General features: G+C 64.0%; 21 protein-coding genes and 1 pseudogene. 5 read left to right on the top strand and 17 right to left on the bottom strand.

Annotation, left to right across the window (positions count from 1 at the left end; genetic code table 11):
* Positions 1–370 precede the first annotated feature (370 nt).
* The 3 genes and pseudogenes from F1002_RS02120 to ybaL all read right to left on the bottom strand — a co-directional run.
* A pseudogene (locus F1002_RS02120) lies at positions 371–1087 on the bottom strand (aminotransferase class I/II-fold pyridoxal phosphate-dependent enzyme); the annotation flags it as partial.
* 64 nt (positions 1088–1151) lie between these two features.
* The gene (locus tag F1002_RS02115; RefSeq protein WP_150427377.1) at positions 1152–2036 is read right to left on the bottom strand and encodes a universal stress protein; all 885 of its coding nucleotides are present in this window, start codon (positions 2034–2036) and stop codon (positions 1152–1154) included.
* 33 nt (positions 2037–2069) lie between these two features.
* Positions 2070–3773, bottom strand: coding sequence for a YbaL family putative K(+) efflux transporter (gene ybaL, locus F1002_RS02110; protein WP_150427376.1), 1704 nt, complete (start codon positions 3771–3773; stop codon positions 2070–2072).
* Positions 3774–3978: 205 nt separating this feature from the next.
* Here ybaL and mtnA point away from each other — a divergent pair, with 205 nt between their 5' ends.
* From mtnA to dmeF, 3 genes are read left to right on the top strand one after another with little or no spacing between them, the layout of a single operon-like run.
* A complete protein-coding gene (mtnA, locus tag F1002_RS02105; RefSeq protein ID WP_150427375.1) occupies positions 3979–5067 on the top strand; it encodes an S-methyl-5-thioribose-1-phosphate isomerase in 1089 nt (362 codons plus the stop codon).
* Between the two features lie 34 nt (positions 5068–5101).
* Positions 5102–5689 carry a class II aldolase/adducin family protein gene (locus F1002_RS02100; RefSeq protein WP_370452108.1) on the top strand — a complete coding sequence of 196 codons (588 nt, stop codon included), beginning with the start codon at positions 5102–5104 and terminating at the stop codon, positions 5687–5689.
* The gene (gene dmeF / locus F1002_RS02095; protein ID WP_150427373.1) at positions 5686–6645 is read left to right on the top strand and encodes a CDF family Co(II)/Ni(II) efflux transporter DmeF; all 960 of its coding nucleotides are present in this window, start codon (positions 5686–5688) and stop codon (positions 6643–6645) included. Before F1002_RS02100 ends, dmeF begins: the two co-directional genes overlap by 4 nt.
* Positions 6646–6679: 34 nt before the next feature.
* Here dmeF and F1002_RS02090 read toward each other — a convergent pair whose 3' ends face one another.
* The 14 genes from F1002_RS02090 to F1002_RS20910 form a co-directional block, all read right to left on the bottom strand.
* Positions 6680–7423, bottom strand: coding sequence for a flagellar brake protein (locus F1002_RS02090; RefSeq protein WP_150427372.1), 744 nt, complete (start codon positions 7421–7423; stop codon positions 6680–6682).
* Positions 7420–8274 (bottom strand): NAD(P)-dependent oxidoreductase, encoded by an 855-nt coding sequence (locus F1002_RS02085; protein ID WP_150427371.1) that lies wholly within the window; start codon positions 8272–8274, stop codon positions 7420–7422. The genes F1002_RS02090 and F1002_RS02085 overlap by 4 nt, the downstream gene beginning before the upstream one ends.
* On the bottom strand, positions 8271–9140 hold the full coding sequence (locus F1002_RS02080) for an NAD(P)-dependent oxidoreductase (RefSeq protein ID WP_150427370.1): 870 nt from the start codon (positions 9138–9140) through the stop codon (positions 8271–8273). The genes F1002_RS02085 and F1002_RS02080 overlap by 4 nt, the downstream gene beginning before the upstream one ends.
* 61 nt (positions 9141–9201) lie before the next feature.
* Positions 9202–11094 (bottom strand): bifunctional diguanylate cyclase/phosphodiesterase, encoded by a 1893-nt coding sequence (locus F1002_RS02075; RefSeq protein WP_150427369.1) that lies wholly within the window; start codon positions 11092–11094, stop codon positions 9202–9204.
* A 213-nt stretch (positions 11095–11307) separates the two neighbouring features.
* Positions 11308–11535 (bottom strand): DUF2892 domain-containing protein, encoded by a 228-nt coding sequence (locus F1002_RS02070; RefSeq protein WP_150427368.1) that lies wholly within the window; start codon positions 11533–11535, stop codon positions 11308–11310.
* The gene (locus F1002_RS02065; protein ID WP_150427922.1) at positions 11532–14681 is read right to left on the bottom strand and encodes an efflux RND transporter permease subunit; all 3150 of its coding nucleotides are present in this window, start codon (positions 14679–14681) and stop codon (positions 11532–11534) included. The genes F1002_RS02070 and F1002_RS02065 overlap by 4 nt, the downstream gene beginning before the upstream one ends.
* A gap of 69 nt (positions 14682–14750) precedes the next feature.
* Positions 14751–15740, bottom strand: a complete 990-nt coding sequence (locus F1002_RS02060) for an efflux RND transporter periplasmic adaptor subunit (protein ID WP_223879424.1) — start codon at positions 15738–15740, stop codon at positions 14751–14753.
* 89 nt (positions 15741–15829) lie between these two features.
* The gene (locus F1002_RS02055) at positions 15830–17113 is read right to left on the bottom strand and encodes an MFS transporter (RefSeq protein WP_150427366.1); all 1284 of its coding nucleotides are present in this window, start codon (positions 17111–17113) and stop codon (positions 15830–15832) included.
* A 68-nt stretch (positions 17114–17181) separates the two neighbouring features.
* Positions 17182–17484, bottom strand: a complete 303-nt coding sequence (locus F1002_RS02050) for a c-type cytochrome (RefSeq protein ID WP_150427365.1) — start codon at positions 17482–17484, stop codon at positions 17182–17184.
* Positions 17485–17536: 52 nt separating this feature from the next.
* Complete coding sequence (locus F1002_RS02045) at positions 17537–18595, bottom strand: TrkA family potassium uptake protein (RefSeq protein ID WP_150427364.1); 1059 nt, start codon at positions 18593–18595, stop codon at positions 17537–17539.
* Positions 18592–19089 carry a DUF3124 domain-containing protein gene (locus tag F1002_RS02040; RefSeq protein ID WP_150427363.1) on the bottom strand — a complete coding sequence of 166 codons (498 nt, stop codon included), beginning with the start codon at positions 19087–19089 and terminating at the stop codon, positions 18592–18594. Before F1002_RS02040 ends, F1002_RS02045 begins: the two co-directional genes overlap by 4 nt.
* Positions 19090–19213: 124 nt before the next feature.
* A complete protein-coding gene (locus tag F1002_RS02035; protein WP_191090278.1) occupies positions 19214–19594 on the bottom strand; it encodes a response regulator in 381 nt (126 codons plus the stop codon).
* Entirely contained in the window at positions 19591–21966 is a 2376-nt protein-coding gene (locus F1002_RS02030; protein WP_191090277.1) for an ATP-binding protein, read from the bottom strand. The genes F1002_RS02035 and F1002_RS02030 overlap by 4 nt, the downstream gene beginning before the upstream one ends.
* On the bottom strand, positions 21963–22295 hold the full coding sequence (locus F1002_RS20910) for a hypothetical protein (RefSeq protein ID WP_191090276.1): 333 nt from the start codon (positions 22293–22295) through the stop codon (positions 21963–21965). Before F1002_RS20910 ends, F1002_RS02030 begins: the two co-directional genes overlap by 4 nt.
* Before the next feature lie 205 nt (positions 22296–22500).
* Here F1002_RS20910 and F1002_RS02025 point away from each other — a divergent pair, with 205 nt between their 5' ends.
* Positions 22501–23208 (top strand): response regulator transcription factor, encoded by a 708-nt coding sequence (locus tag F1002_RS02025; protein ID WP_150427360.1) that lies wholly within the window; start codon positions 22501–22503, stop codon positions 23206–23208.
* Positions 23209–23358: 150 nt separating this feature from the next.
* Positions 23359–24033: a transglutaminase-like cysteine peptidase gene (locus F1002_RS02020; RefSeq protein ID WP_150427359.1), complete on the top strand. Its 675-nt coding sequence runs from the start codon at positions 23359–23361 to the stop codon at positions 24031–24033.
* The last annotated feature ends 11 nt before the right edge of the window (positions 24034–24044 follow it).

The following is a 24044-nucleotide window of genomic DNA, read 5'->3' as shown; positions in this document are numbered from 1 at the left end:
TAATGCCTTGCAATCAGCCAAGCGACGCCGGACATCATCTGGTGAGGCAAGCGAGAGTTCAGGCGGGGGCAAAAGCCCAAGTACCTTGGCGAGATTCGATGGGTATGGACGACGACGCCCGGCAAGCCGGCCACATGCAGCAGCAACGGACTCAGCGCCGACCTCTGAGATAAGCCAGTCAAGAACCCTTTGGTCCCTCTGACTCTCCACCAACACGCCTACGGGCTGCTGCCCTTCGGCGTGGGTCGGCTGCCCTGCTGGGCAGCCTTCCAAAGGCTCTCTCGTATATTTCAAAACAAACCCCGTTCAATCTACATGTCCACACATTAGTACTAACGGGGTGCAAGTCAATACATTAACACTCGCGGTTGATGTGATAGGTCTTGCCGAAGCTGGAAACGACCAGGCTGCGCGCCGCCAGTTCCGGGTGAGCGCACAGGCTGGCGTGCTGCTCGCCGTCGAACAGGATGTGCTCGTAGACCTCGTCGGACAGGATCGCGATGTCGGTGCCGCGCAGCAGGTCGGCCAGCCGGTCGAGATCGGCCCCGGTCAGCAGGCTGCCGGTCGGATTATGCGGCGAATTGAGCATGATCATCCGCGTCTTCGGCGTGATCAGGGACGCCACCTGCTCCCAATCGGGCGTGTAGTCGGGAAATTTCAGCTGCGCATGGACCGCCTTGCCGCCGACTGTTTCAATCGCCGGCACATAGCTGTCATAGACCGGCTCGAAGACGATCACCTCGTCGCCGGGCCTGACGAAGGCGGCGACAGCGGTGAAGATGGCCTGCGTCGCCCCCGCCGTCACCGTGACCTCGGACTCGACATCAAAACGCGGGCCGTACAAGGCAGCCACCTTGTCGACGATGGCCTGGCGCAGCTCCGGCAAACCGCCCATCGGCGCGTACTGGTTGCGTCCGGCGAGCATGTGGCGATGCACCGCATCGAACAGCTCCGGCTCGGCCTGGAAGTCGGGAAAGCCCTGCGACAGGTTGACGGCGCCGCAGTCGGCGGCCAGGCGCGACATGACAGTGAAGATGGTCGTTCCCATGCTCGGGAAGCGGGAGTCGATACGAACCTTGGTTTCCATCGTCGGACCCTGAAAAGACGAGACGGGCACTATGCCACAGGAAGGTGCGGGCGCCGCGCCCCGCTCAGGTGACGACCAGCACGTCGCTCTGCGACTCGGCCAGCAGGTGCTTGGTCGTGCTGCCGATCAGCAGTTCCTCGAAAACGCCCGCACCGTGCTTGCCGACCACGATCAACTCGCAGTCCAGTTCCTGCTCGTATTCGAGAATGCGTTGCGATACGTCGCCGTTGACCACCACCAGGCGCAGCCGGCCGGGCTCGATGCCGCTTTGCTCCAGCAAACCGGCCAGATCCGCCTGCGCCTGGGCGGCGGCCCGTGCGCGATAGTGTTCGATTTTCGCCTCGTCGACCCCGGCATAACGCAGCTGGCCTTCGAAAGGCACCTCGAACACATGCATTGCCGTCACCACCGCACCGGGAGCGATCTCGGCCGCAAGCTTCAGGGAACGCAGGGAAACCGGCGAAAAGTCGACGGGAACCAAGACGCAGCGGTAGGGCTCATGGGGCGGCAGCCTGACCACCAGGACCGGCGGACGTGCCGAACTGAGCAGCCGCTCGGCGGTTGAACCCAGCAGGATATGGCGCAGGAAACTGGCGCCCCGTGCCCCCAGGACCAACAAATCCGCCTGGGCGGCATCGACACGGGCCAACAGGGCGGGCAGCAGGTCGCCGGTGGACAGGTCGATGGCTGGCGCGACCGCAAAGCGCTGGCGAACCGACTCACCCAGATCGCGCATCGCTTCTCGCAAAGTTGCCTGCAGGGCCTCCGCCACGCGCTCGTCGCCTGTGCCCAGCAACTGCCGCAACTGCGCCAGCGGGGCCTGGCTCGCCACATGGATCAGGGTCAGGCAGGCATCCTTGTCGACGGCAATCATGGCGGCCCGCTCGACGGCATGGCGCGCCGGCGCCGACAGGTCGGTAGCGGCAACGATGCGGTTCAATTTCGTCATATGCGCTCTCCCTTGCACGAAATACCCAGACAATCAGCGACCCAGCTTTTCCTCGCTGCGCCGCAAAACGTGGCCGGCCATGCTGTGCGCCAACTCCTCCTCGCCGAGGAAAACGGTGCCCAGTTTTTCCCGGCGCAGCAGTTCGGACTCCACCTCGCTGTGCGTACGCAAGACAACGTCGATCTCCGGATTCAGCGCCCGCGCCGTGGCCACCATTTTCCGCACGTCGATCGGGTCGGGCGTGGCGACGACCAGCATGGAAGCGGTGGCGACATGCGCCTGGATCAGTACCGAAGGTTCCGCCGCATCGCCCGACACGGCCGGAATCCCCCGTTCGCGAAGGGCTTCCACCAATTCCCGGTTCTGTTCGGCGACGATGAAGGGGATATTCCGCTGCAGCAACTCATCGGCGATGCGCTGGCCGACACGCCCATAACCGACCAGCACCACCTGGCGTTCGAGATACTTGCGTTCGGTGCTCGTCGGCAGTTCGGCATACGGATCGTCGCGCTCCTCAAGCTTGCGCGCCACCGGCGATCTGCCGAGGACCCAGCGGCGCAAGGGTTCGATGACCGAGAACATCACCGGATTGAGGGCGATCGAGATCAGGGCGCCGGCCAGAACCAGGCTCATCCCCTCGGCCGACATCAGCCCCAGTGCCTGGCCCAGACCGGCCAGGATGAAGGAAAACTCGCCGATCTGGGCCAGGCTGGCGGCCACGGTCAACGCGGTATTCAGGGGATAGCGGAAAGCCAGCACGATAGCCAGCGCGGCCAGTGTCTTGCCGAGCATGATGATGGCGACGACGATCAGCACGCGCAGCGGTTCCTCGAGCAGGATGGCCGGTTGAAAGAGCATGCCGACCGAGACGAAGAACAGCACCGAGAACGCATCGCGCAGCGGCAAGGACTCTTCCGCGGCCCGGTGACTGAATTTCGATTCGCGCATCACCATGCCGGCAAAGAAGGCGCCGAGCGCAAAGGAAACGTTGAACAGGGACGCCGCACCATAGGCTATCCCGATGGCCGCCGCCACCACGGCCAGGGTAAACAGTTCGCGCGAACCGGTGCCCGCCACCTGCCAGAGAAGCCAGGGAATCACCTTGCGGCCGACCACCAGCATCAGGCCGATAAACACGCCGACTTCCAGCAACGTTTTCGCCACCGTCAGGCCGACCGATTGGCTGGCCGCGGCGGATCCGACCTCGCCGCCCAGCACACCGGCCAGCGGCGGCAACAGCACTAGGACGAGCACGGTGGCCAGGTCCTCCACGACCAGCCAACCGACGGCAATTCGCCCGTTCATGCTGTCGAGCACGCCGCGTGCCTCGAGCGCCTTGAGCAGGACGACGGTGCTGGCGCAGGAAAGCGACAGGCCGAACAGCAGGCCATGCCCCCATTCCCAACCCCAGGCGAGCGCCACGCCCAGTCCGAGCAGGGTGGCGCATGTCATCTGCACCACCGCGCCGGGAACGGCAATGCGCTTGACCGCCAACAGGTCGCCCAGCGAAAAATGCAGCCCGACACCGAACATCAGCAACATCACGCCGATTTCGGACAGTTGGGCGGCCAAGTGCATGTCCGCGACGAAACCGGGCGTTGCCGGTCCGATCAGGATACCCGCCACCAGATAGCCCACCAGCGCCGGCAGCTTGATGCGCTCGGCCACGAATCCAAGAATCAGGGCCACGCCAAAACCGGCGGCCAGGGTCGTAATCAGGGAAATATTGTGTTCCATGCATCCTTTCCGGTTGTTACTTTCGTTTTTATCATCAATCCCGTCATTCACCGAGCGTCTTGACGGAAATATCGTTCAGGGAAAACCCGACAGACGCAGCAAGCAGCCTTCGCTGCGCGCACGGATTGACCGCCGGACGCCCTATCGGTTCATCGGCCGACGAACAAGCCGCCCGGAATCCGGCGGCTATGCCAAAATTCGCCCCATGAACATCGACGGCATTCCCACTCGCACCCTGCGCGCCCATCCCGAGCGGCGCGTCATCGACATTATCGACCAGACCCGCCTGCCGCATGCGCTGCATTGGGTTCGTGTCGCCACACTGGACGAGGCGGCGCACGCCATCCGCGCCATGCAGGTGCGCGGCGCCCCGCTGATCGGCGCCACAGCGGCCTACGGGCTGGCCATTGCGCTCGACTTCAAAGCCTCCGACAGGCGCCTGGCTGAAGCCATCGGCCAGCTCGGCGCGACCCGGCCGACCGCGGTCAATCTGCACTGGGCGCTGGCCCGCATGGACAGGCGGCTCCGCCCGCTCGCCCCCGAGGCACGCTGCGACGCTGCCTGGGCCGAAGCCGCGGCCATCGCCGAGGAAGACGTGGCGCAGAACGCAGCCATCGGCCAGCACGGCCTGAAGCTATGGAACGAGTTGATCGTCGCCGACGGCAAGACATTGAACATCATGACCCACTGCAACGCCGGCTGGCTGGCGACGGTGGACTGGGGCACCGCCCTGTCGCCGGTCTACGCCGCCCACGATGCCGGGGTGCCGCTGCATGTCTGGGTATCCGAAACCCGGCCGCGCAACCAGGGGCTGCTCACCGCCTGGGAACTGGAGCAGCACGGCGTGCCGCACACCCTGATCGCCGATAACGCCGCCGGCCTGCTCATGCGCCAGGGCAAGGTCGATGCCGTGATTGTCGGCGCCGACCGCATTGCCGCCAACGGTGACGTCGCCAACAAGGTCGGCACCTATCTCAAGGCGCTGGCCTGCGCCGACAACGGCATTCCCTTCTATGTCGCCGCGCCGCGCTCGACCATCGATTTCGCCTGTCGCGAAGGTGCAGACATCCCGATCGAGGAACGCGACGGCGACGAGTTCCGCCTGGTGCATGGCCTCGACCGGCACGCCCAGCCCGCCGCCCTGCGCCAGCTGCCGGCTGGCGAGGATGTCGCCAACCCGGCCTTCGACGTCACGCCGAACTGGCTGGTCAAGGCCATCATCACAGAACGCGGCGTCTGCGCGGCCAGTCGCGAAGGCCTGCTCGCCCTCTACCCGGAGGACGCCGGTGACTGACCCACGCCTCGAACTGATCGCTGCCGCCCGGGCCATGCGCCCGGCCGGGCTGAACAAGGGCACCTCGGGCAACGTCAGCGTGCGCGACGGCGACGGCTTTCTGATCACGCCGACCGGCATGCCCTACGCGGCGCTGACGGCGGATGACATCCCGCTCATGGCGCTCGACGGTTCGCACGTCGGCGCGCGCAAGCCGTCGTCGGAATGGCGCTTTCACCGCGATCTCTACGCCGCCCGCTCGGAAGTCGGCGCCGTGCTCCACGCCCACTCGCCTTTCGCCGTCAGCCTGGCCTGCCTGCGCCGCGACATCCCGCCCTTCCACTACATGATCGCCCGCTTCGGCGGCGATACGATCCGCTGCGCCGACTACGCCCTCTTCGGCTCGCCCGAGCTCTCGGCTGCGGCCATGGCCGCCATGGCGGATCGCCGGGGCTGCCTGCTGGCCAACCACGGCATGCTTGTCGCCGGCCGCGACCTGGACGAGGCCTTCGCCCTCGCCGTCGAGCTGGAAGAGTTGTGCGAACAATACTGGCGTGCCAGCCAGTTGGGCGAACCGCTCCTGCTGTCGGCCGGAGAAATGGCCGAGGTCCTCGTCCGATTCGCCGGCTACGGACAGCAATGAGCGCCGGCCACGATCTCTCGCGCTGGGCGCACCGGCACCAGTACGGCACAGGCAACGCAGCCGCCGAGCGTGGCACCCGCCTGGTGATGTGGATCACCATCGCCACCATGCTGGTGGAAATCGTCGCCGGCTGGTGGTTCAACTCGATGGCCGTGCTCGCCGACGGCTGGCACATGAGTTCGCACGCGCTGGCCATCGGCCTGTCGGCCTTCGCCTATTCGGCATCGCGCAAGTACGCCGACGATCCCCGCTTCGCCTTCGGCACCTGGAAAATCGAGGTACTGGCTAGCTACACCAGCGCCATCGTCCTGCTCGGCGTGGCCGGCGCGATGGTTTTCGGCTCGCTCGAACGTCTGTGGTCGCCGCAACCGATCCATTACGCCGAGGCGATGGGCGTCGCCGTCTTCGGCCTGCTGGTCAATCTCGTCTGCGCCCTGATCCTCGGCGGCGCGCACGACCACGGCCACGATCATGGGCATGACCACACTCACGGCCACAGCCACGACGGCCACCATCACGATCTCAACCTCAAGGCCGCCTACATCCACGTGATCACCGATGCACTGACCTCGGTGCTGGCGATTGCCGCCCTCGCCGGCGGCTGGCTGTGGGGCTGGGCCTGGCTCGATCCGGCGACCGGGCTGGTCGGTGCGGTGCTGGTTGCGCTGTGGGCGAAGAACCTGATCGTGCAGAGCGGCCGCGTCCTGCTCGACCGGGAGATGGATCATCCGGTGGTCGACGAAATCCGCGAGGTCATCGCCGCGCTACCGACATCCGGCAAAACCCAGCTGACCGATCTGCATGTCTGGCGCGTCGGCAACGGCGCCTATGCCTGCGCGCTCAGTTTGCTGACCCACGATGCCGACCTGACGCCATTGCAGATTCGCCAGGCACTCGGTGTGCACGAGGAGATCATGCATGTGACGGTGGAGATTCATCGCTGCGACATCTGCTGAACGGCGGCCTGAGCGGGCGCCGCTGCGCGGCGGCTCAGGAAAGCTCGTGCCGCTCCCGCTCGAGATGGGTGATGTAGCGCTGCACCCTGGCCTCCGCCGGACGTGGCAGATCGTTGAACTGCAGGCCGATACGCCATTGCCTGAAGCCGCCCCGGGCGTCCTGTTCGGTGATGTGCCGCACGGTCGCGCTGAACAGCAGATCATGCTTGTCTTCCGGCAGGGAGAAATGGCAGGTGGAAAGCACGAGGCCGCTGACCAGATCATCGCTCAACACGGCGGCGCCGAGCCCGATTCCCGCCACCGAGATATCGTGCGCCGCCAGGACCAGCAAACCGCCGCCCGGCAGGCGGCCGTAAAACTGCAACGGCTTGACGCGTGGCGTATCGATACGAAAAAACTCGCGGCGCTGCAAACGAACCATACGATCCGGCAAGGCGATGGCAAACACCCGGCTTCCTCCGTAAAGGACCTCACGCGCCTGGCCGCCGACAAACTGGACATGAATCCCGCCCGGCTGTGCAACGAAGATGCTGCGCTCGCTCTGCAGAAAGCGCCGGTTGATCTCCGGACTGCCGCTGCAGTCGAAGATCAGCATCCGCTTCTCGGGCAGGACGGCCAGCAAGGTGGTCAGGAACATTTCCCCGCCATGATCGAACTGGACTGAAAATCCGGTCTTTTCGCGGGCAAAGCCATCCAGCGTGAACGCTACCGGACGTTGGCCGACGATATGGAAACGCGCCTCGATCTCGGCTTCGGAGAGCTGCGCGATCTGGCTCACAGCAACTCCAGCACGCGCAGCAACGACGCGGTATCGTCGCGCCCCCAGTCCTGGGCCATCAAGGCATTGAGTTGCTGGCCGACGACGGCCGCCAGCGGCAGCGGCACACCGCTCTGCCTGGCGGCTTCGAGCACCAGTCCGAAATCCTTGTGATGCAGGCGGGCCTCGATGCCGGCCGCGAAGTCGCGCCGCACCATGCGGTCGCCCATCACGTCGAGGACGCGCGATGCGGCCGAGCCGCCGGCCAGCGCCTCGCGCACCTTGCCGCAATCGACGCCGGATGCAGCCGCCAGCCGCATGGCCTCGGCTGCCGCCTGGATGGCGGCCACCATGATCATCTGGTTGCAGGCCTTGGCGACCTGCCCGGCACCGTTCGGCCCGATATGGACAATACGCTGCCCCAGGCACTCGAGCAGCGGCCGGACCCGCTCGAGGACAGCCGCTTCGCCCCCGGCCATGATGGCAAGAGTGGCATCGATGGCCCCCTGCGCACCGCCGGAAACCGGCGCATCGAGCATGTGAATGCCTTGTTCCCCGAGCTTGGCCGCGATGCGCCGGGCGACATCCGGGGCAATGGTCGAACAGTCGACCACCACCGAATCCCGCGCCATGCCGGCAATCAGACCCTGCTCGCCAAGCACGACGCCTTCGACATCGGCGCTCGAGGTGACCATCGTGAACACCACCTCGCAATGCCTGCCCAGCTCGGCGGGCGTGGCGCATACGGTCGCCGGCAGATCCCCCACGCTGGCCGGACGACGCGCCCAGACGAAAAGCTCATGTCCTGCCCGCTGCAGATGCAAGGCCATCGGACGCCCCATGACGCCAAGGCCGATGAAACCAATTTTCACGACGATTGACCCGACAGCTTTTCCAGCAGCTTGAGCACGGCGATGGAGTCCTCCTCGCCGTGGCCGCTGCCGACCATGGCGTTGAACATCTGCGCCGTCGCCGCCGAACCGGGCAGACAGAGACCGAGTTCATGCGCTGTCTGCATCACGATATTGAGATCCTTCTCGTGCATCCAGCTCTTGAACCCGGGTTTGAAATTACGGTCGAGCATGCGCTGGCCATGGTTTTCGAGAATGCGCGAATAGGCAAAACCGCCGAGCAGCGCTTCGCGCACCTTGCCGCCATCGACACCGTTCTTGGCGGCAAAGGCCAGCGCTTCGGCTACGGCCAGCACGCCCATGCCAGTCATGATCTGGTTGGCCGCCTTGGCGACCTGACCGGCCCCTGATGCGCCCACGTGAATGATGTTCTTGCCCATGCAGGCGAAGGCCGGGCCGGCCTTGGCAAAGCCGGCTTCCGAGCCGCCGGCCATGATCGACAGGGTGCCGGCGACGGCGCCGACTTCGCCGCCCGACACCGGGGCATCGACGAAATCGATCCCGGCAGTCGCCAACTCTTCGCCGATCCGGCGAGCCGCCCCGGGCGCGATGGTGCTCATATCCACCGCCACCAGCCCCGGCTCGGCGCCCCGGGCTACTCCGCGCATGACTTCGGCGACATCCGGCGCATCGGCCACCATGGAAATGACCAGTTCGTTGCCCTTCGCCGCATCGGCCGGGTCGAGCGCCGCCCGCGCGCCGGCGGCGACCAGCGGTTGCATGGACTCGGCGCGGCGCGCCCAGACGCTTACCTCATGCCCCCCCTTGATGAGGTTGAGCGCCATGGGGCGCCCCATGATACCGAGGCCGATGAATCCGATCTTCATAGAAAACTCCCAGTCGAGAAGCCACGAATTTTAGGCGACCGCCGGGCACGGTCAAGGCCGCTCAGGCAGGAAGCGCCCTGAACAGGCCAAACCCGCCGAAACCGACGACTTCTTCAGCCGACACCGGCTGGTAAAAATGGAAACCCTGCACCCGCTCGCATTCCAGCGTGCGCAGGAATTCGGCCTGGGCAAAGTTCTCGACGCCCTCGGCAACGAGCTGCAAGCCGAGCGAACGGCCGAGCAACACGATCGAGGTCACCAACGACGCGGCATCGGGATCGCTCTCGACATCGGCCAGGAAGGAACGGTCGATTTTCAGGCGATCGAGCGGGAAACGGCGCAGATAGGCCAGCGACGAGTAACCCGTGCCGAAATCGTCGATAGCCAGCTTGATGCCCATGTCCTTGAGCTCGGCCAGCGTCCGGATCGCCTCGTCGACGCCGTGCATGACGGTGCTTTCGGTTATTTCCAGCTCCAGCCGCCCGGCACTGATCCCCGTTTCGGCCAGGATGGCTCGCACCGAGCGCGTGAATTCGGGCTGGCGGAACTGGTGCGCCGAGATATTGACCGCCATCTCGCCCATGTCCACCCCCTGATCCAGCCAGGAACGGACCTGGCGGCAGGCGGTGAGCAGGACCCAGTGCCCCAGGGGCAGGATCAGACCGCACTCTTCGGCAACCGGAATGAATTCCGAAGGCCCGATCAGGCCGCGCTGCGGATGGCGCCAACGGACCAGCGCCTCGACACCGACCACCTTGCCGCTCAGCAGGTCAACCTGCGGCTGGTAGTACAGGACCAGCTGATTCTCGGCCAGCGCACGCCACAACTCGCTTTCCAGATGCAGGCGCTTGGTCGCCGCCGCGTTCATCGGTTCGGTGAAGAACTTGTAATTGGCTCGTCCATGGGCCTTGGCGTAATACATGGCCGTATCCGCGTTGCGGATCAGCGCCTGCCCATTCCGTCCATCCTCGGGGTAAAGACTGATACCGATCGAGGGCGTCATGTGCAGGACATGCCCATCGATGTCGCAGGGCTCGCTGATCAGCTTGATCAAGCGGTCAGCCAGTTCGACGACCGTTTCTTCGTTATCCAGTTGCTCGATGAAGATGACGAACTCGTCGCCACCCAGGCGAAACAGGCGTCTGGCCTGATCCATGCTCGCAGCGAGCCGGCGCGCCAGTTCGGCCAGCAAGCGGTCTCCGGAAGGATGGCCGAGCGAATCGTTGACCGTCTTGAAATTGTCGAGATCGATGACCAGCAGGGCCATGCGGTCGATGCCCGGCACCGCCCCCTCGATTGTCTTGAGCAGATGGGCATCCAGCGCCAGACGATTGGGCAGGTTGGTCAGCGGGTCGTGGCGGGCCAGATATTCGAGGCGCTGGGCCTGTGCCTTGCTCTCGCTGACATCGCAGAAAACTGCGACATAGTGCGAGATATGCACGCCATCCTGGCAAATGGCCGTGATACGCATCTGCTTGGGATAGAGGGTGCCGTCCTTGCGCCGATCCCACAGCTCGCCCTCCCAGTAGGCATTTTCGGCGACGAAGTCCCAGACGTTGCGATGTCCGTTCAAGCCCTGATGCCCGGCGCTGAGACGGGTAGGCGTCAGGCCGATGACCTCTTCGGCGGGGTAGCCGGTGATGGCTGTAAACGCGGCATTCACCGAGAGAATGCGTTGCGCACTGTCGGTCAGCATCATGGCTTCCGAAGCGTGATCGACGATCAGCCGTTGCAAGGCCAGCCGGGCCGAGGCCTCGAACCCGGCGCGCTGCATGTGCTGCCATGCCTGCCAGACCAGCAGCGTCAGCAATCCCCCCAGCACCAGAATGAAACCCACTCTGGGCAGATCGGCACGAAGGTTCCCGAGCGCCGACAGCACCCCTCCTGACTTGGCGGAGTAAGCGAGCATCCACAGGTGGTGGCCGATCAGGCTCCACACCAGAAGAAGCGCCACGCAGGCAACGAGACCATATTTTCGACCGGAAAAGGTCGGGCTGACACGCAAAATTCGGCTACCGGAACATGAACATGGCTGGCAGTGTAGCCGAGAAAAATATGACTTTCAGCCTAAATCAATTGCGCAGTGCAAAAAAGACATTACACATATACAACAAGTGCTTAGGAAAAACTGTTAATCCTTGACCTGAAACACTTTCCACGGCGTTGCTTATTCGCAACAAGCGCCGCCATTGCCCTTCCGGAAGCCCATCCGGCTCAGTAGTTTTTCCGGCGGGCAGAACCCCGTGAAGCCGCTTTGCAGCAAGTTGAAGCCGACGAAGGCAGTGAACGCGAGGAACCACCGCGAGACGAACAGCGGGCTTTCTTCGACACCCAGCGCCAACGACAACAGGATGAACCCGCCGGCCATGATCCGGATAATGCGTTCGATAGTCATGAATGGTCCTTTCCGAAGACTGAAAAATAGAGCACGGGAATCACCACGAGGGTGAGCAGCGTGGACACCAGAATCCCGAAGATGAGCGCCAGCGCCAAGCCGTTGAAAATCGGATCGTCGAGAATGAACAAGGCGCCGAGCATGGCGGCCAGCGCCGTGAGCGCGATCGGTTTGGCGCGCACGGCGGCCGACTGGATCACGGCATCGCGGAGGTTCATGCCGCCAGCCACCTGCTGCTTGATGAAATCGACCAGCAGGATCGAATTGCGGACGATGATCCCGGCCAGCGCGATCATGCCGATCATCGACGTGGCGGTGAATTGCGAGCCGAACAATGCATGCCCCGGCATCACACCGATGATGGTCAACGGAATAGGCGCCATGATGATCAGCGGGACCGAATACGAACCGAAGTGCGCGACGACCAGCAGGTAAATCAGGATCAGGCCGACGCCATAAGCGATCCCCATGTCGCGGAAGGTTTCATAGGTCACCTTCCATTCGCCATCCCACTTCACGCTATACCCGGCGTACGGGTCCGGCGGCTGGCGGATGAACCATTCGCCCAGGGTCCCCCCTTCGTCGAGAGTCATGCCGTTGATCTTCGAACGAATGTCGAACATGCCGTAGAGCGGGGAGTCGAGCCGGCCGCCCATGTCGCCGACGACATAGACCACCGGCAGGAGATTCTTGTGGTAAATCGTCTTTTCGCGCGGCACATCGCGCACCTCGACCAACTCGGAAACCGCGATCAGCTGCCCGTCGCGCGAGCGCACGCGAAGCTTCAGCAAGGCGTCGAGCGACGACTGCCGCTCCGCCGGCAGGACAATGCGTACCGGAACCTCGTGCTTGGAATCTGCATTGCGGGCAGGCGTCACGTCCATGCCAGCCAGCCCCATGCCAACCACCTCGACGATATCGCTCTGCGCCACGCCGAGTTGCGCCGCCTTGCTCTGCAGCACATGCAGCACCACCTTGCGGGCATCTGCCTCGATATAGTCGTCGACAGCGACGACATCGGCCGTCTGCTCGAAAGCCGCCCGCACCTGCTTGCCGACCGCCATCTGGCCGGCGTAATCGGGGCCGTAGACTTCGGCGACGATGGGCGACATGACCGGCGGTCCCGGCGGCACCTCGACGACCTTGGCAACACCGCCGTTGGCCTTGCCGATAGCCTCGATGCGCTCGCGAACCGCCACCGCGATCTCGTGGCTCTGCTTCGAGCGATGGTGCTTGTCGGCCAGATTGACCTGGATGTCGCCCTTTTCCGGCGCGGCACGCAGGTAATACTGGCGTACCAGGCCATTGAAATTGATCGGACTGGCCGTGCCGGCATATGCCTGGTAATTCACGACATCGGGCTCCCTGGCGAGTTCACCGCCGATTTCGTGCAGGACGCGTGCCGTTTCCTCGACCGGCGTACCGACCGGCATGTCGAGCACGACCTGGAACTCGCTCTTGTTGTCGAAGGGCAGCATTTTCAGAACGACCAGCTGGAACCAGGCGAGCGATACCGAACCGAGAATCAGCAAAACCACGGCAAGCGCCAGCTTGAGCCGCGCTGCGCCGCCAGTGAGCGGATCGAGGAAAGGCGTCAGCAGCTTGCGGAAGGTCGAATCCAGCCTGGCGTCGAGCCGGGAAGCCTGCTGGCCGCCCGGCGCATGGCCCGCGGCCTTCATGAACCGGGCCGCCAGCCAGGGGGTGACGACAAATGCCACCGCCAGCGAAATGGCCATGCCCATTGAGGAATTGATCGGAATCGGGCTCATGTAAGGCCCCATCAACCCGGTCACGAAGGCCATCGGCAGCAGGGCGGCGATGACCGTCAGGGTCGCCAGGATGGTCGGACCGCCCACTTCGTCAACGGCGCCCGGAATGATTTCCGTGAGTTTCCTGTCGGGATACAGGGCCTGCCAGCGGTGAATGTTCTCAACAACCACAATCGCGTCGTCGACCAGAATCCCGATCGAAAAAATCAGTGCAAACAACGACACCCGGTTGAGCGTAAAACCCCAGGCCCACGATGCGAACAGCGTTGCCGCGAGCGTCAGGGTCACGGCAATGCCGACAATCAACGCCTCGCGTCGCCCCAGCGCGAAGAAGACGAGTGCCACCACGAAAGCCGTCGCAAAAATCAGCTTGCCGATCAGCTTCTGCGCCTTTTCGGTCGCCGTCTCGCCGTAATTGCGGGTAACCGTGACCTCGACGCCTTCCGGAATCACGGTATTGCGCAAGGAGGCGATCCTCGCCACCGCCGCCCCGGCCACATCGGCCGCATTGACCCCCGGCTGCTTGGAGAGTTGCACGGTGACCGCCGGGAATTCGCCCTCGCGATTGCCGAACCAGGCATAGCGTCGCGGCTGGTCGGGGCCGTCCTCCACCGTCGCCACATCGCTCATGAATACCGGCTTGCGCGATTTTTCGTCGCCGCGCACCGCCACGACCAGTTGCTTCACGTCGCCGGCTGATTCCAGATAGGTACCGGTCTGCACCAGCACCTCGCGATTGCCCGTCGTCAGGCTGCCCGACGACTGCAAGGCATTCGATACCTTGAGCGCCCCCGCCAGATCCTGCGGCGTCACCCCGTAGGCGCTCATCCGCTCGGCGTCCATCAACACCCGGATCGTATGCTCCGGACCACCCAGCGTGGATACGTCCCGCGTTCCCTTGATGCGTTTGAGTTCGGTCTCGACCGCCCTCCCCACCTGTTGCAGCTCGAAGGCCGAGCGCCCGGCATCGGCGGTCCAGAAGGTCAGGGAAAGGATGGGTACGTCGTCGATGCCGCGCGGCTTGATGACCGGTTCCTGCACGCCCAGATGAGGCGCCAGCCAGTCGCGATGGGAATGCACCGTGTCGTACAGGCGCAGCACTGCATCGTTGTATTTCACCCCGACATCGAACTGCACCGTAATCACCGCCATGCCCGGGCGGGACATGGAATAGACATGCTCGACCCCATGCAGACGCGACAGGACCTGCTCGCCGGGCCGGGCGACCAGATTCTCGACATCCTTGGCCGAAGCACCGGGAAACGGGATCAGCACATCGGCCATGGTGACGTCGATCTGCGGCTCCTCCTCGCGCGGCGTGACCAGCGTGGCAAAAAGACCCATCAGAAAGGCGACCAGCGCCAGCAAGGGGGTCATCCGCGACGCCTGGAATATGGCGGCGATGCGCCCGGAAATCCCCAGCGGACTCTTGTCGGCGGACACGGCTTATTGGCCCGACTTGAGCTGGATGCCGACCCGGACCGGATCAGTCGCCACCTTGTCGCCGCTGGTCAAGCCGGCCAGAACCTCGATTTCGGCATGCCCCACCGTTTCGCCCAGGCGAAGCTGGCGCAAGGAGAAGCGACCATCGGCGGCCTGCACGTACACGGCGGACACCTCGCCGCGACGCAGCACGGCGGCCGATGGAACGGTCAGCTTGTCGGCCTGCCCGGTCACGAAATGCACGCGGGCGAACATCCCGGGAATCGCCTCCGGCATCGCCGGCAAGCCGATCCGCACCGGTGAGACATGGGTTGCCGCATCGGCGGTCGGCAGTATCTGGACCGAGGTCGCCGTCACCCATTTGCCCAACTCCGGAAATTCGACCCGTGCCGTCCTGACGGCGCGCATATCCTTCAGGCGATACTGCGGAATATTGGCCGTCACGCGCAAGCTGCCCGGCTGATAGAGCGTGAACAACGGCGCTCCGGGCATCGCCATATCACCCACCTCGGCATGGCGACGGGCAATCACGCCGGCCATCGGCGCCACGATGGTGGCATGGCTCTGGCCGGCGGCAGCGGCCGTGCGATTGGCCGCGGCGGCATCGAGATCGGCCTTCGCCTTGTCGACGGCCGCCTGGCTCACGAATTTCTGCGCCTTGAGCTGCTGCTGGCGTTCGTAGTGCACTTTGGCATTGGCATGAACGGCATCGGCGGCCCGTGCCGCTTCGAGCGCCTCGCGCGCATCCAGGCGCATCAGCACGTCCCCTTTGTTCACCACCTGGCCGGCATCGGCCCTGACTTCCAGGATGCGGCCGGCCAGCCGGGCACCGAGCGTGCTCTGCTGGACGGCCTCGACGACCGCATCGGCCGGGAAGCTCAGATCGACGGCATGCGGTCGCACGGTGACGACCGACACCGGCTCGGCCGCCAGCGCAACCATGGTGAACAGGGACAAGCCCCACACGAAAGGATGAAAAGCATATGCGTTCATGAATATAAGAATACTCTAATTCATGATGGCAATGCAAGCCGATACGCCCCAAGGGCGTTGATTTGTCTTGGGTTTTCAGCCCGATCGAATCAAGCCGGCTTCCAGATATTGCGGCAGCGCGTCTCGACAATCCACCAGCTGCACAACGCACCGGCCAGGGCCAGGACAACGGCCACCCCCAATCCGCCGCGCCATGCCGCGAGATCGTAGACACGGACACCCGCCATCATCTCACCCTGCCAGCCGAGGTCCATCACCCAACCGACCAGGGGCTGACACAAGGCGGCGGCCAGAAAGCTGCCCATGTTCGTCACGCTGGTCGACATCCCCGACAGCATGGGCGGATTGACCTCCTTGGCACAAGCCCAGGTCAGGGAGAAGCCGGCCGTCGCCACACCCAGCAAGCCAAACATGGCGTAGGAGAACTCGATCGGCAGACGAATCCCGGACAGCAGCCACAACCAGACCGCCGCATAAACATGGCTGGCGACAATGATGACCGGCTTTCTCCGCCCCAGACGATCCGACAGCGTGCCCAGCAACAGGCAACCGACGGCAAAGCCGCCGAACCACAGCGACAGGTGCGAGGCCGCCACCGGACGCGCCATGTCGTGCACCTGCATCAGGTAAGGAACGGTCCACAAACCGGCAAAGGTGAAGAAGGCGCCGCAGGTTCCGGTATTGACCAGGATGGCCGGCCACGTCGCGCGATTGCGCACGACCGAAAACAGGCTATTGAACAAGACGGTACGGTCGAACCGGGGAGCCACACCCGGCACACCATCCGGCTGCTCCGGCCGGTCGCGGACGATCAGCCAGCACAGCGCGGCCAGCACCAGGGAAAGCGCCCCGACACCGATGAACACGCCGCGCCAGCCCGTCGCCTGCGCCACGGCCGAGAGCGGTGCCCCCGCCAGCACGGAACCCAGGTTGCCGATCAGCATGCAGATACCGACCATGGTGGCAAACCGGTTCTCCTCGAACCAGACGGCGATCAGCTTGAGCATGGCGATGAAGGTCACCGACACCCCGAGGCCGATCAGGGTGCGACCGAACAGGGCGACGTCGAGCGACGGCGCAAACCCGAACAGGAAACTGCCGACCCCGCCAACCACCCCGCCCAGCACCAGGATGCGCCGCGGCCCCAGGGTATCGGCCAGCATGCCGGTCGGCACCTGCATGACGGTATAAACATAAAAATAGGTGGCTGCCAGTACGCCGAGCGAGGCCGCCGAAGTCTGGAAAGCGGCCGCCAGGTCATTGGCGATGCCTGCCGGCGCGAAACGCTGGAAGAAGGACAGCACATAGGCCAGGGCTACAATGCCCAGAGCCAGCCAGCGGCGGCGCATTTGCGCGGGGGTCAGGTTCAGCATCTTCTCTCTCAGGGAATATTGTTTTTATGGGTGCGGTCATTGGCGGGCACCCGGCCGCCGGGCAGTGCTTACTTGTGACCCAGGACCCATTTAGCCAGCGTGGCGGCCTCTGCATCGCTCACATTATTGGGCGGCATGGGAACAGTGCCCCACTCGTTCTTGCTCCCGGCCTTGATCTTCTGGGCCAGCGACGCCTCGGCGCCCTTTTCGCCGGCGCGCTTGGCGACGATGTCCTTGTAGGACGGTCCGACGATCTTCTTGTCGGCCGCGTGGCACGTCAGGCAATTCTTGGCCTTGGCCAGTTCCTCGGAGGCCTGCGCGGCACCGCTAGCGGCGATTCCGGCCAGGATGAACAACAGCGCTTTGGTCATGCTTCTTCCCTCACAGATAGATGCTGCAAATGCAGCGATGGATAAAATACGGTTACGAGGCCGTTTCGATCAAGAGCTGTTCGATCTCGATGCGCCCGACCGGGCTGGCCATCGCGATCAAGGTGAATCCGGGTTTGAGCAGGAAATTCTTGTCCGGATTGAATTGCCACCCGCCGTTGCGCTCCCGCACGGCGAGCAACACGTAATTGGCGCTGCGCAGCTTCAGCGAACCCAGGGGTTTGGGAATGAACCCGGCCGGCACCGCCACCTCCTCGACACGCAGATTCTTCTCCGACTTCAGCATTTCGTCGAGAAAGGACACCACATGCGGACGGATCATCGCCGACGCGATACGCATGCCGCCGGTAAAGTCGGGCGAAACGATGGCGTCGGCCCCGGCCTTGCGCATCTTTTCGATGTTGCGTTGCTCGGTGCAGCGGGCAACGACACGCAATTCCGGCTTCAACTGCTTGGCGGTGATGACGATCATCAGATTGCGCGAATCGTCGCCGGTGACGGCAAACAGCCCGCGGGCATCCGCCAGGTCGGCGGCCAGCAGGACATCGTCGTCGCTGGCATCGCCATGCAGGTAGAGGAACCCGGGATTTCTTTCCTTGTAGTCTTCCAGCCGCTGCAAATCCTCGTCGATACCCACGAAGTGCCGGTTGGTCGCCTCCAGTTCGTGCGCGATGTTGCGCCCGACGCGGCCGTAGCCGCACAGGATGAAGTGGCCTTTGAGTTTTTTGATTGCTTTTTCCATGCGTTTTCTCCGCAGGGTTCCATTGAGGTCGGTTTCGAGCAGGGCGACGGTAACGACCGAAAAGAGCAGAGACAGATTGCCGGCACCGAGGATGCCGATCACCACGGTCAGCATGCGCGCCGGCTGGTTGCTCGACATGTCGATGATCTCGCCGAAGCCGATGGTGGCGACGGTGATGAAGGTCATGTAGAAGCAGTCGAACCACGAGTATTTGTGCTCGGTCAGCACCATGTAGCCGATCGTGCCGAACAGGTGCACGAACACCAGCGCACCGATGGCGAGATAGAGCAGCCGCAGGATGTAGCCAGCCTGCATGGTGCCTATCGTGGTCACACCACCGCTTTTGCTCATTCCGCGATAGGCACCGACTGCGTCATGAAGATGACGGCCTTGCCGCCGTCCATGTTGGCATGCAAGGCCTCGATCAGCGGCGGATTGACCGGCTGGTCAGCGTCCCATTTGATGATGAAATTCGCCCCGGAGCCGCCCGAGGCATCATTCAGTTCGACGAACAACTCCAGCGTGCCGAGCGGCGGGATAACGGCCCCGTTCGGCACGCGTTCCCCCAGCAACTTGCCCTGGGTATCGAAATACTTCGCCGACAGAATCCGCAGCGGCCGCCGCGGATCGGTATTGCGGATGCTGACCAGGGTCGACAGGAGCACCGTCGAGGCCTTGCCGCTTTTCCCCAGGTTGCCATACAGCATGTGTGAATAGACGGGGAGATACAGCACCTGCCCCTTGCTCAAGGCACGCACTTCCTGAGCTTTCGCCCCCGAAATCGCGCCCAGCACCCCCATCAACAGCCCGCAGAGCAGGCTCCGTGTCGCGGTCTGAAAATTCATGTTCCCCCCTTGTCCGTACCGACAGTACGCAGCCTTGCGGCCATTTTCCCCCGATTCTGCCATAAGCCCGGAGCAGGAGCACGGCAGGGCCCGGGTCGGATGCGAGCAAGACGAGAACGGCGGCTCAGCCGGGTGGTTCGCCGAGCGCCTCGCGCAACATTCCGGGCAGTGCGGCCCAATCGACGGGTTTCTCCACATGGCGGGCCGCCAGGGAACGAACGCGATGCAAGAAAGCATCGCCTCCCCGCCCGGTAATCAGGAAAACCGGAAACGCCGGACCGTGGCTCTGCCGGATGGCCGCACAGACCTCGGTGCCATCCAGCCCCGGCATCTCGACGTCGAGCAAGGCGGCATCGAAGGCGCTCTGGCGAAACATCGCCAGTGCATCGTCACCATCGCCCGCCACCTCGATCAGAAAATCGCCCCCGGCAAGCGCGGCCCGAAACAGCAGCACGGCTGTCGGGTCGTCGTCGGCAACGAGGATGCGCCAGGGCGGACGACTCATTTGCCCAGCTCCGTCAACAAGGCGCCCAGTGCGACCTCGGCACGCCGCCATGCGGCACGGGCCGCCTCGGCAGCGACCGGGATTTCGTTCCAGCGTCCCTCCCGCGCGGCCTCTTCGAGCGCCTTGCAGCACGTCGCCAAACGCGCCGCCCCAACATTGAAGCTGCTCGATTTCAGCGCATGCGCGGCCTTGGCCAGCAGCGTGGCGTCGACATCGGCGAGGCCCTGCTCCAGCTTGGCAAGCTCACGTTCGGCCGCCTTGAGGTAGGCCTGCACGACCTGGATCACCAGTTCGTCTCCGCCATTGGGCGACAGCGCCCGGATTTTCTCGAAGGCCGCCCGATCGATTGCCGGCTCCTCCGACAAGCGCTGCTCCTTGCGCCCCGCGCCGAATGGCGGTATCTGCTCGCCCTTGGCCGCGCGCCGCCGTTCGACAGGCAGCCAGCGCGCCAGGATGGCTTGCAGCGCCTCACCGCTATAAGGCTTGGCCAGATAGTCGTCCATCCCCGCCGCCTGGCAGCGCTCGCGATCGCCGCGCATGGCGTTGGCCGTCAGGGCAATGACCGGAAGGCGTTTTCCGGTACCGGCTTCGCGCTGGCGCAGGATTTCGGTCGCCGCATAACCATCGAGCACCGGCATCTGGCAATCCATGAGCACCGCATCCACCCTCTCCTGGGCCAGGATATCGAGCGCCCGCTGCCCGTCGTCCGCGACAACCACCTCGAGCCCGAGGCGCAGCAACTGGGCGCGTGCCACGATCAGATTGCTCTCGTTATCCTCGGCGATCAGTACGCGTCCCCGTAGCTTCACGGAAGCCTCCGCATTCGTGCCATCCGCCACCTGCGCCTCGCGGTGCCGCACAGGTCGTTCGGTCGGGATCGGCAAGGTGCCTCCGGGCAGGGTGAGCCGGACGACGAATGACGCCCCGTGGTCGGGAACGCTATCGACTTCGATCGTCCCGCCCATCATCTCCACCAGCCGCCGGCAGATCGCCAGCCCCAGCCCGGTACCGCCGTACTTGCGAGTGGTGGAGCCGTCGGCTTGCTGGAAGTGCTCGAATATCCGTTTCTGGGCGTTGAGCGGTATGCCGGGTCCGGTGTCCTTGACCGTCAGCACCAGCGCCAGCTGGTCAGCCTCGCTCTCGCTTGCCTGGAGACGCAGTAGGACTTCGCCGCGCTCGGTGAACTTGATGGCGTTGCCCAGCAGGTTGGTCACCACCTGACGCAGACGCAGCGCATCGCCGCGCACCACCAGACTGCCCCCGGGCGGCAGATCGGACAGCAATTCCAGCCCCTTGCGCCCGGCTGATTGCGCAAAGATTTCCTGCAACTCCGCCAGCATGGCCTGCAGGTCGAAATCGGCGCAATCGAGTTCCAGCTTGCCGGCTTCAATCTTGGAAAAGTCGAGAATGTCGTTGATGATCCCCAGCAGATGCTGACCCGAGTGCGCCACGGCCTCCACGAACTGACGCTGGCTGGCGGTCAATTCCGTATTGAGCAGCAATTCGGTCATCCCCAGCACGCCATTCATCGGCGTCCGGATCTCGTGGCTCATCGTCGCCAGGAACTCGCTTTTCGCCAGACTACCCGCCTCGGCAGCCTCCTTGGCCAGACGCAGTTCGCGTGTGCGCTGCTCGACGATCTGCTCCAGGTTGCCCAGATGCGCCGACAGCCAATGATCCCGTTCGCGAATCTGCTCGAGCATCTGGTTGAATCCGTTCACCAGCTGTCCGATTTCGGTCACCGGACTATCGGCTGCACGCGCATCGAGCCGGCCCACCGAGACATCGGCCATATGCCCGGTCAGTTCCTGCAACGGCTCGACGAGCCGGCCAACCAGCCGGGACTGCAGATGCTGGGCAATCGCCAGTGCAGCGAGCATCTCGATCAGTATCAACCCGAGATAGCCGAGCAATTGCCGGTACAGTTGCCTCAGATCGACGGACACCCGCAACCAGCCCTTGGGATGGTCGCCCACCTCGACCGGGGTCAGGAAATCGATACGCCGCCAGGAATAGTGATGACCGGCGACAGGATCGCTCAGAAAATCCGGCGGATACTCGTCATCACGGCCATCGCGGGCAAGCAGCGAGCCGTCCCCGCGAAACACGCCGACCTGTTCCAGATAGGGCATGGTCCGCCATGCCGCCAACAGACCGGCGGCGGCCGATTCGTCGGCAATGCGCAAGACCGGGGGCGTGCCTTCGCGCAAGAGTTCAATGCGCTGATAAACCTCGTCCACCCGCCCCTTGATACTCATCCAGGCCGAGGTAAAGGCGACGAAAACCGTGAGCAGCAGGACGGCCAGCGTCAGAACGACGAAATTGATCCGCGCCAGCCTGGTACGCAGCGAAACCGAAGTCTGCCCGCTCATCGTGGCATACCCTCTGGCTGGCTTCTCTCCAGGGCATCTGCGGCCACCTGCCAGGCATGGCGAAAATCTGTCAGCAGGCGCGCGCGCATGGCCTCGGGAATGCCGTCCGTACCGCCGGCCAGACGCGCCAGCAAGCATGCTTCAAGCACCCCGGCGCTGGCCGCGATTTCATGTGCGCCGACATTGGCTGCCGCGCTGCGCAGGGCATGAACCTGTTTCCGCTCAAGCGGGTCGTCGCCGATACTGTCTCGCCAAGCCGCCTCCCAGTCGGCAAAATGCGCGACGAACAGTCCGACGGCCTGCCACCACAGCGTCGGCTGATTCAGCATGCGGCCAACCGCCGCGGAGACGTCAAACCCATCAAGAGAATCGGGAACCACCATGGACTCCAAAAAAATTCCAAATTCATTTTCAATACGAGGCAGGCCCGTATTCTCGCTCCGTATTCCGTATCCGTGTTAACGAATCGCAAACCCCATCCTTTTGTTTACCTTCGATTACAATCCCTTCTTTCTGGATGGCAATAAAACAATCATGCGCCAGACTGCGCTTATCGTTGAAGATGATCCCGGCACCCGCCATGTATTGAATGCGACCCTGGCGACAGCGGGTATCGAGAGTATCCACGCGGCCACCGGCGCCGCCATGTGGCCGCTGCTGGATCAGGCACCGGATGTCATCATCCTCGATCTCAGCCTGCCGGATTGCGACGGCCTCGAGCTGCTGCGCCAGTTGCGCCAGACCTCGGACATTCCCGTCCTCATCCACTCGACGCGCTCGGACGAAATCGAGCGCATCATCGGGATCGAGATCGGCGCCGACGATTTCCTTCCCAAGCCGTGCAACATGCGCGAACTGCTTGCCCGCGTGCGCAGCCTGCTGCGCCGGACCCAGCGCACGGCGCCGGTTTCGCGCAGCGATCTGCGCCGCCTGCACTTTGGCGAATGGACGCTGGATACCGCTTCGCGGGAACTGACCCGCCCCGGCGAAGCGGCGGCAGCGCTGGGGGTATCCGGATACGCCCTGCTGCTGGCGTTTCTCGAACACCCTTTCCAAACGCTTTCCCGCGAACACCTGTCGCGCGTTCTGAAACGGGAATACATGCCCTACGACCGGATCATCGACGTGCATGTCAGCCAGATCCGGCGCGTGCTCGGCAACCAGCCCGATGGCAGCAGCTTCATCAAGACCCTGCGCTCCCAGGGTTATGTCTTCATCGCCGACGTCGAAGCCGGCAATTAAGCCCCCCCCGGCGGCCGGAGCCTCACCGCCGGAAACGCGATCCGGCCTCCCCCTTATCGCCCCCATGGGTAATAATCCGCCAGGTGTTCGATCTCCCCGCTGTCGCGCTTTCGTTTCCCGCCCACTCCCGCAACGACCTGACGCCTGCCATTGCCTGCCCGAACCGCCGTTCTCCGCCTGCTGGTCGCCGCTGCCACCCTCCTTAGCCTGTGGCTGAGCGGCCTGCCGGCCGCGCTGGGCTGGGACTTCGACCATCTGCAGCAGCTCCTGACCAGCCGGTTTGGGCAAGGCCAGGTCGCGCTGCTGCGCGAATGGCAGCAAACCGTCGGTGAAGGACACAAGCTCTCCGAAAAGGAGAAGCTCAGGCGGGTCAACGATTTCTTCAACCGCCGCATCGCCTTCGACGACGACATGTCGGTCTGGGGCCAGAGCGACTACTGGGCCACGCCTCTTGAGCTGATCGGCCAGGGCCGCGGCGACTGCGAGGATTACTCGATCGCCAAGTACTACTCCTTGCTCGAAATGGGCATCCCGATCAACAAGTTGCGCCTGGTCTACGTCAAGGCGGCGCAGACCAGCCAGGGAACGACCATCCAGATCGCCCACATGGTGCTCGCCTACTACCCGACGCCAACGGCCGACCCGATCATTCTCGACAACTTGAACACCAACCTCGTCCCCGCTTCGCAGCGCGGTGACCTTCTCCCGATTTTCAGTTTCAACGGCGCCGGCCTGTGGATGGGCACCGGCAACACGACCAGCAAGAGCAACCTGTCCCGCTGGCAGGACTTGCTGACCCGGGCGCGCGCCGAAGGCTTCCAGTGAGGTAAAACGAA

This window comes from Dechloromonas sp. CZR5 (genome assembly GCF_008711155.1).
Lineage (GTDB): Bacteria > Pseudomonadota > Gammaproteobacteria > Burkholderiales > Rhodocyclaceae > Azonexus.
The sequence above is the reverse complement of the archived record's forward strand: the minus strand, read 5'-3'. Positions and strand labels throughout refer to the sequence as shown.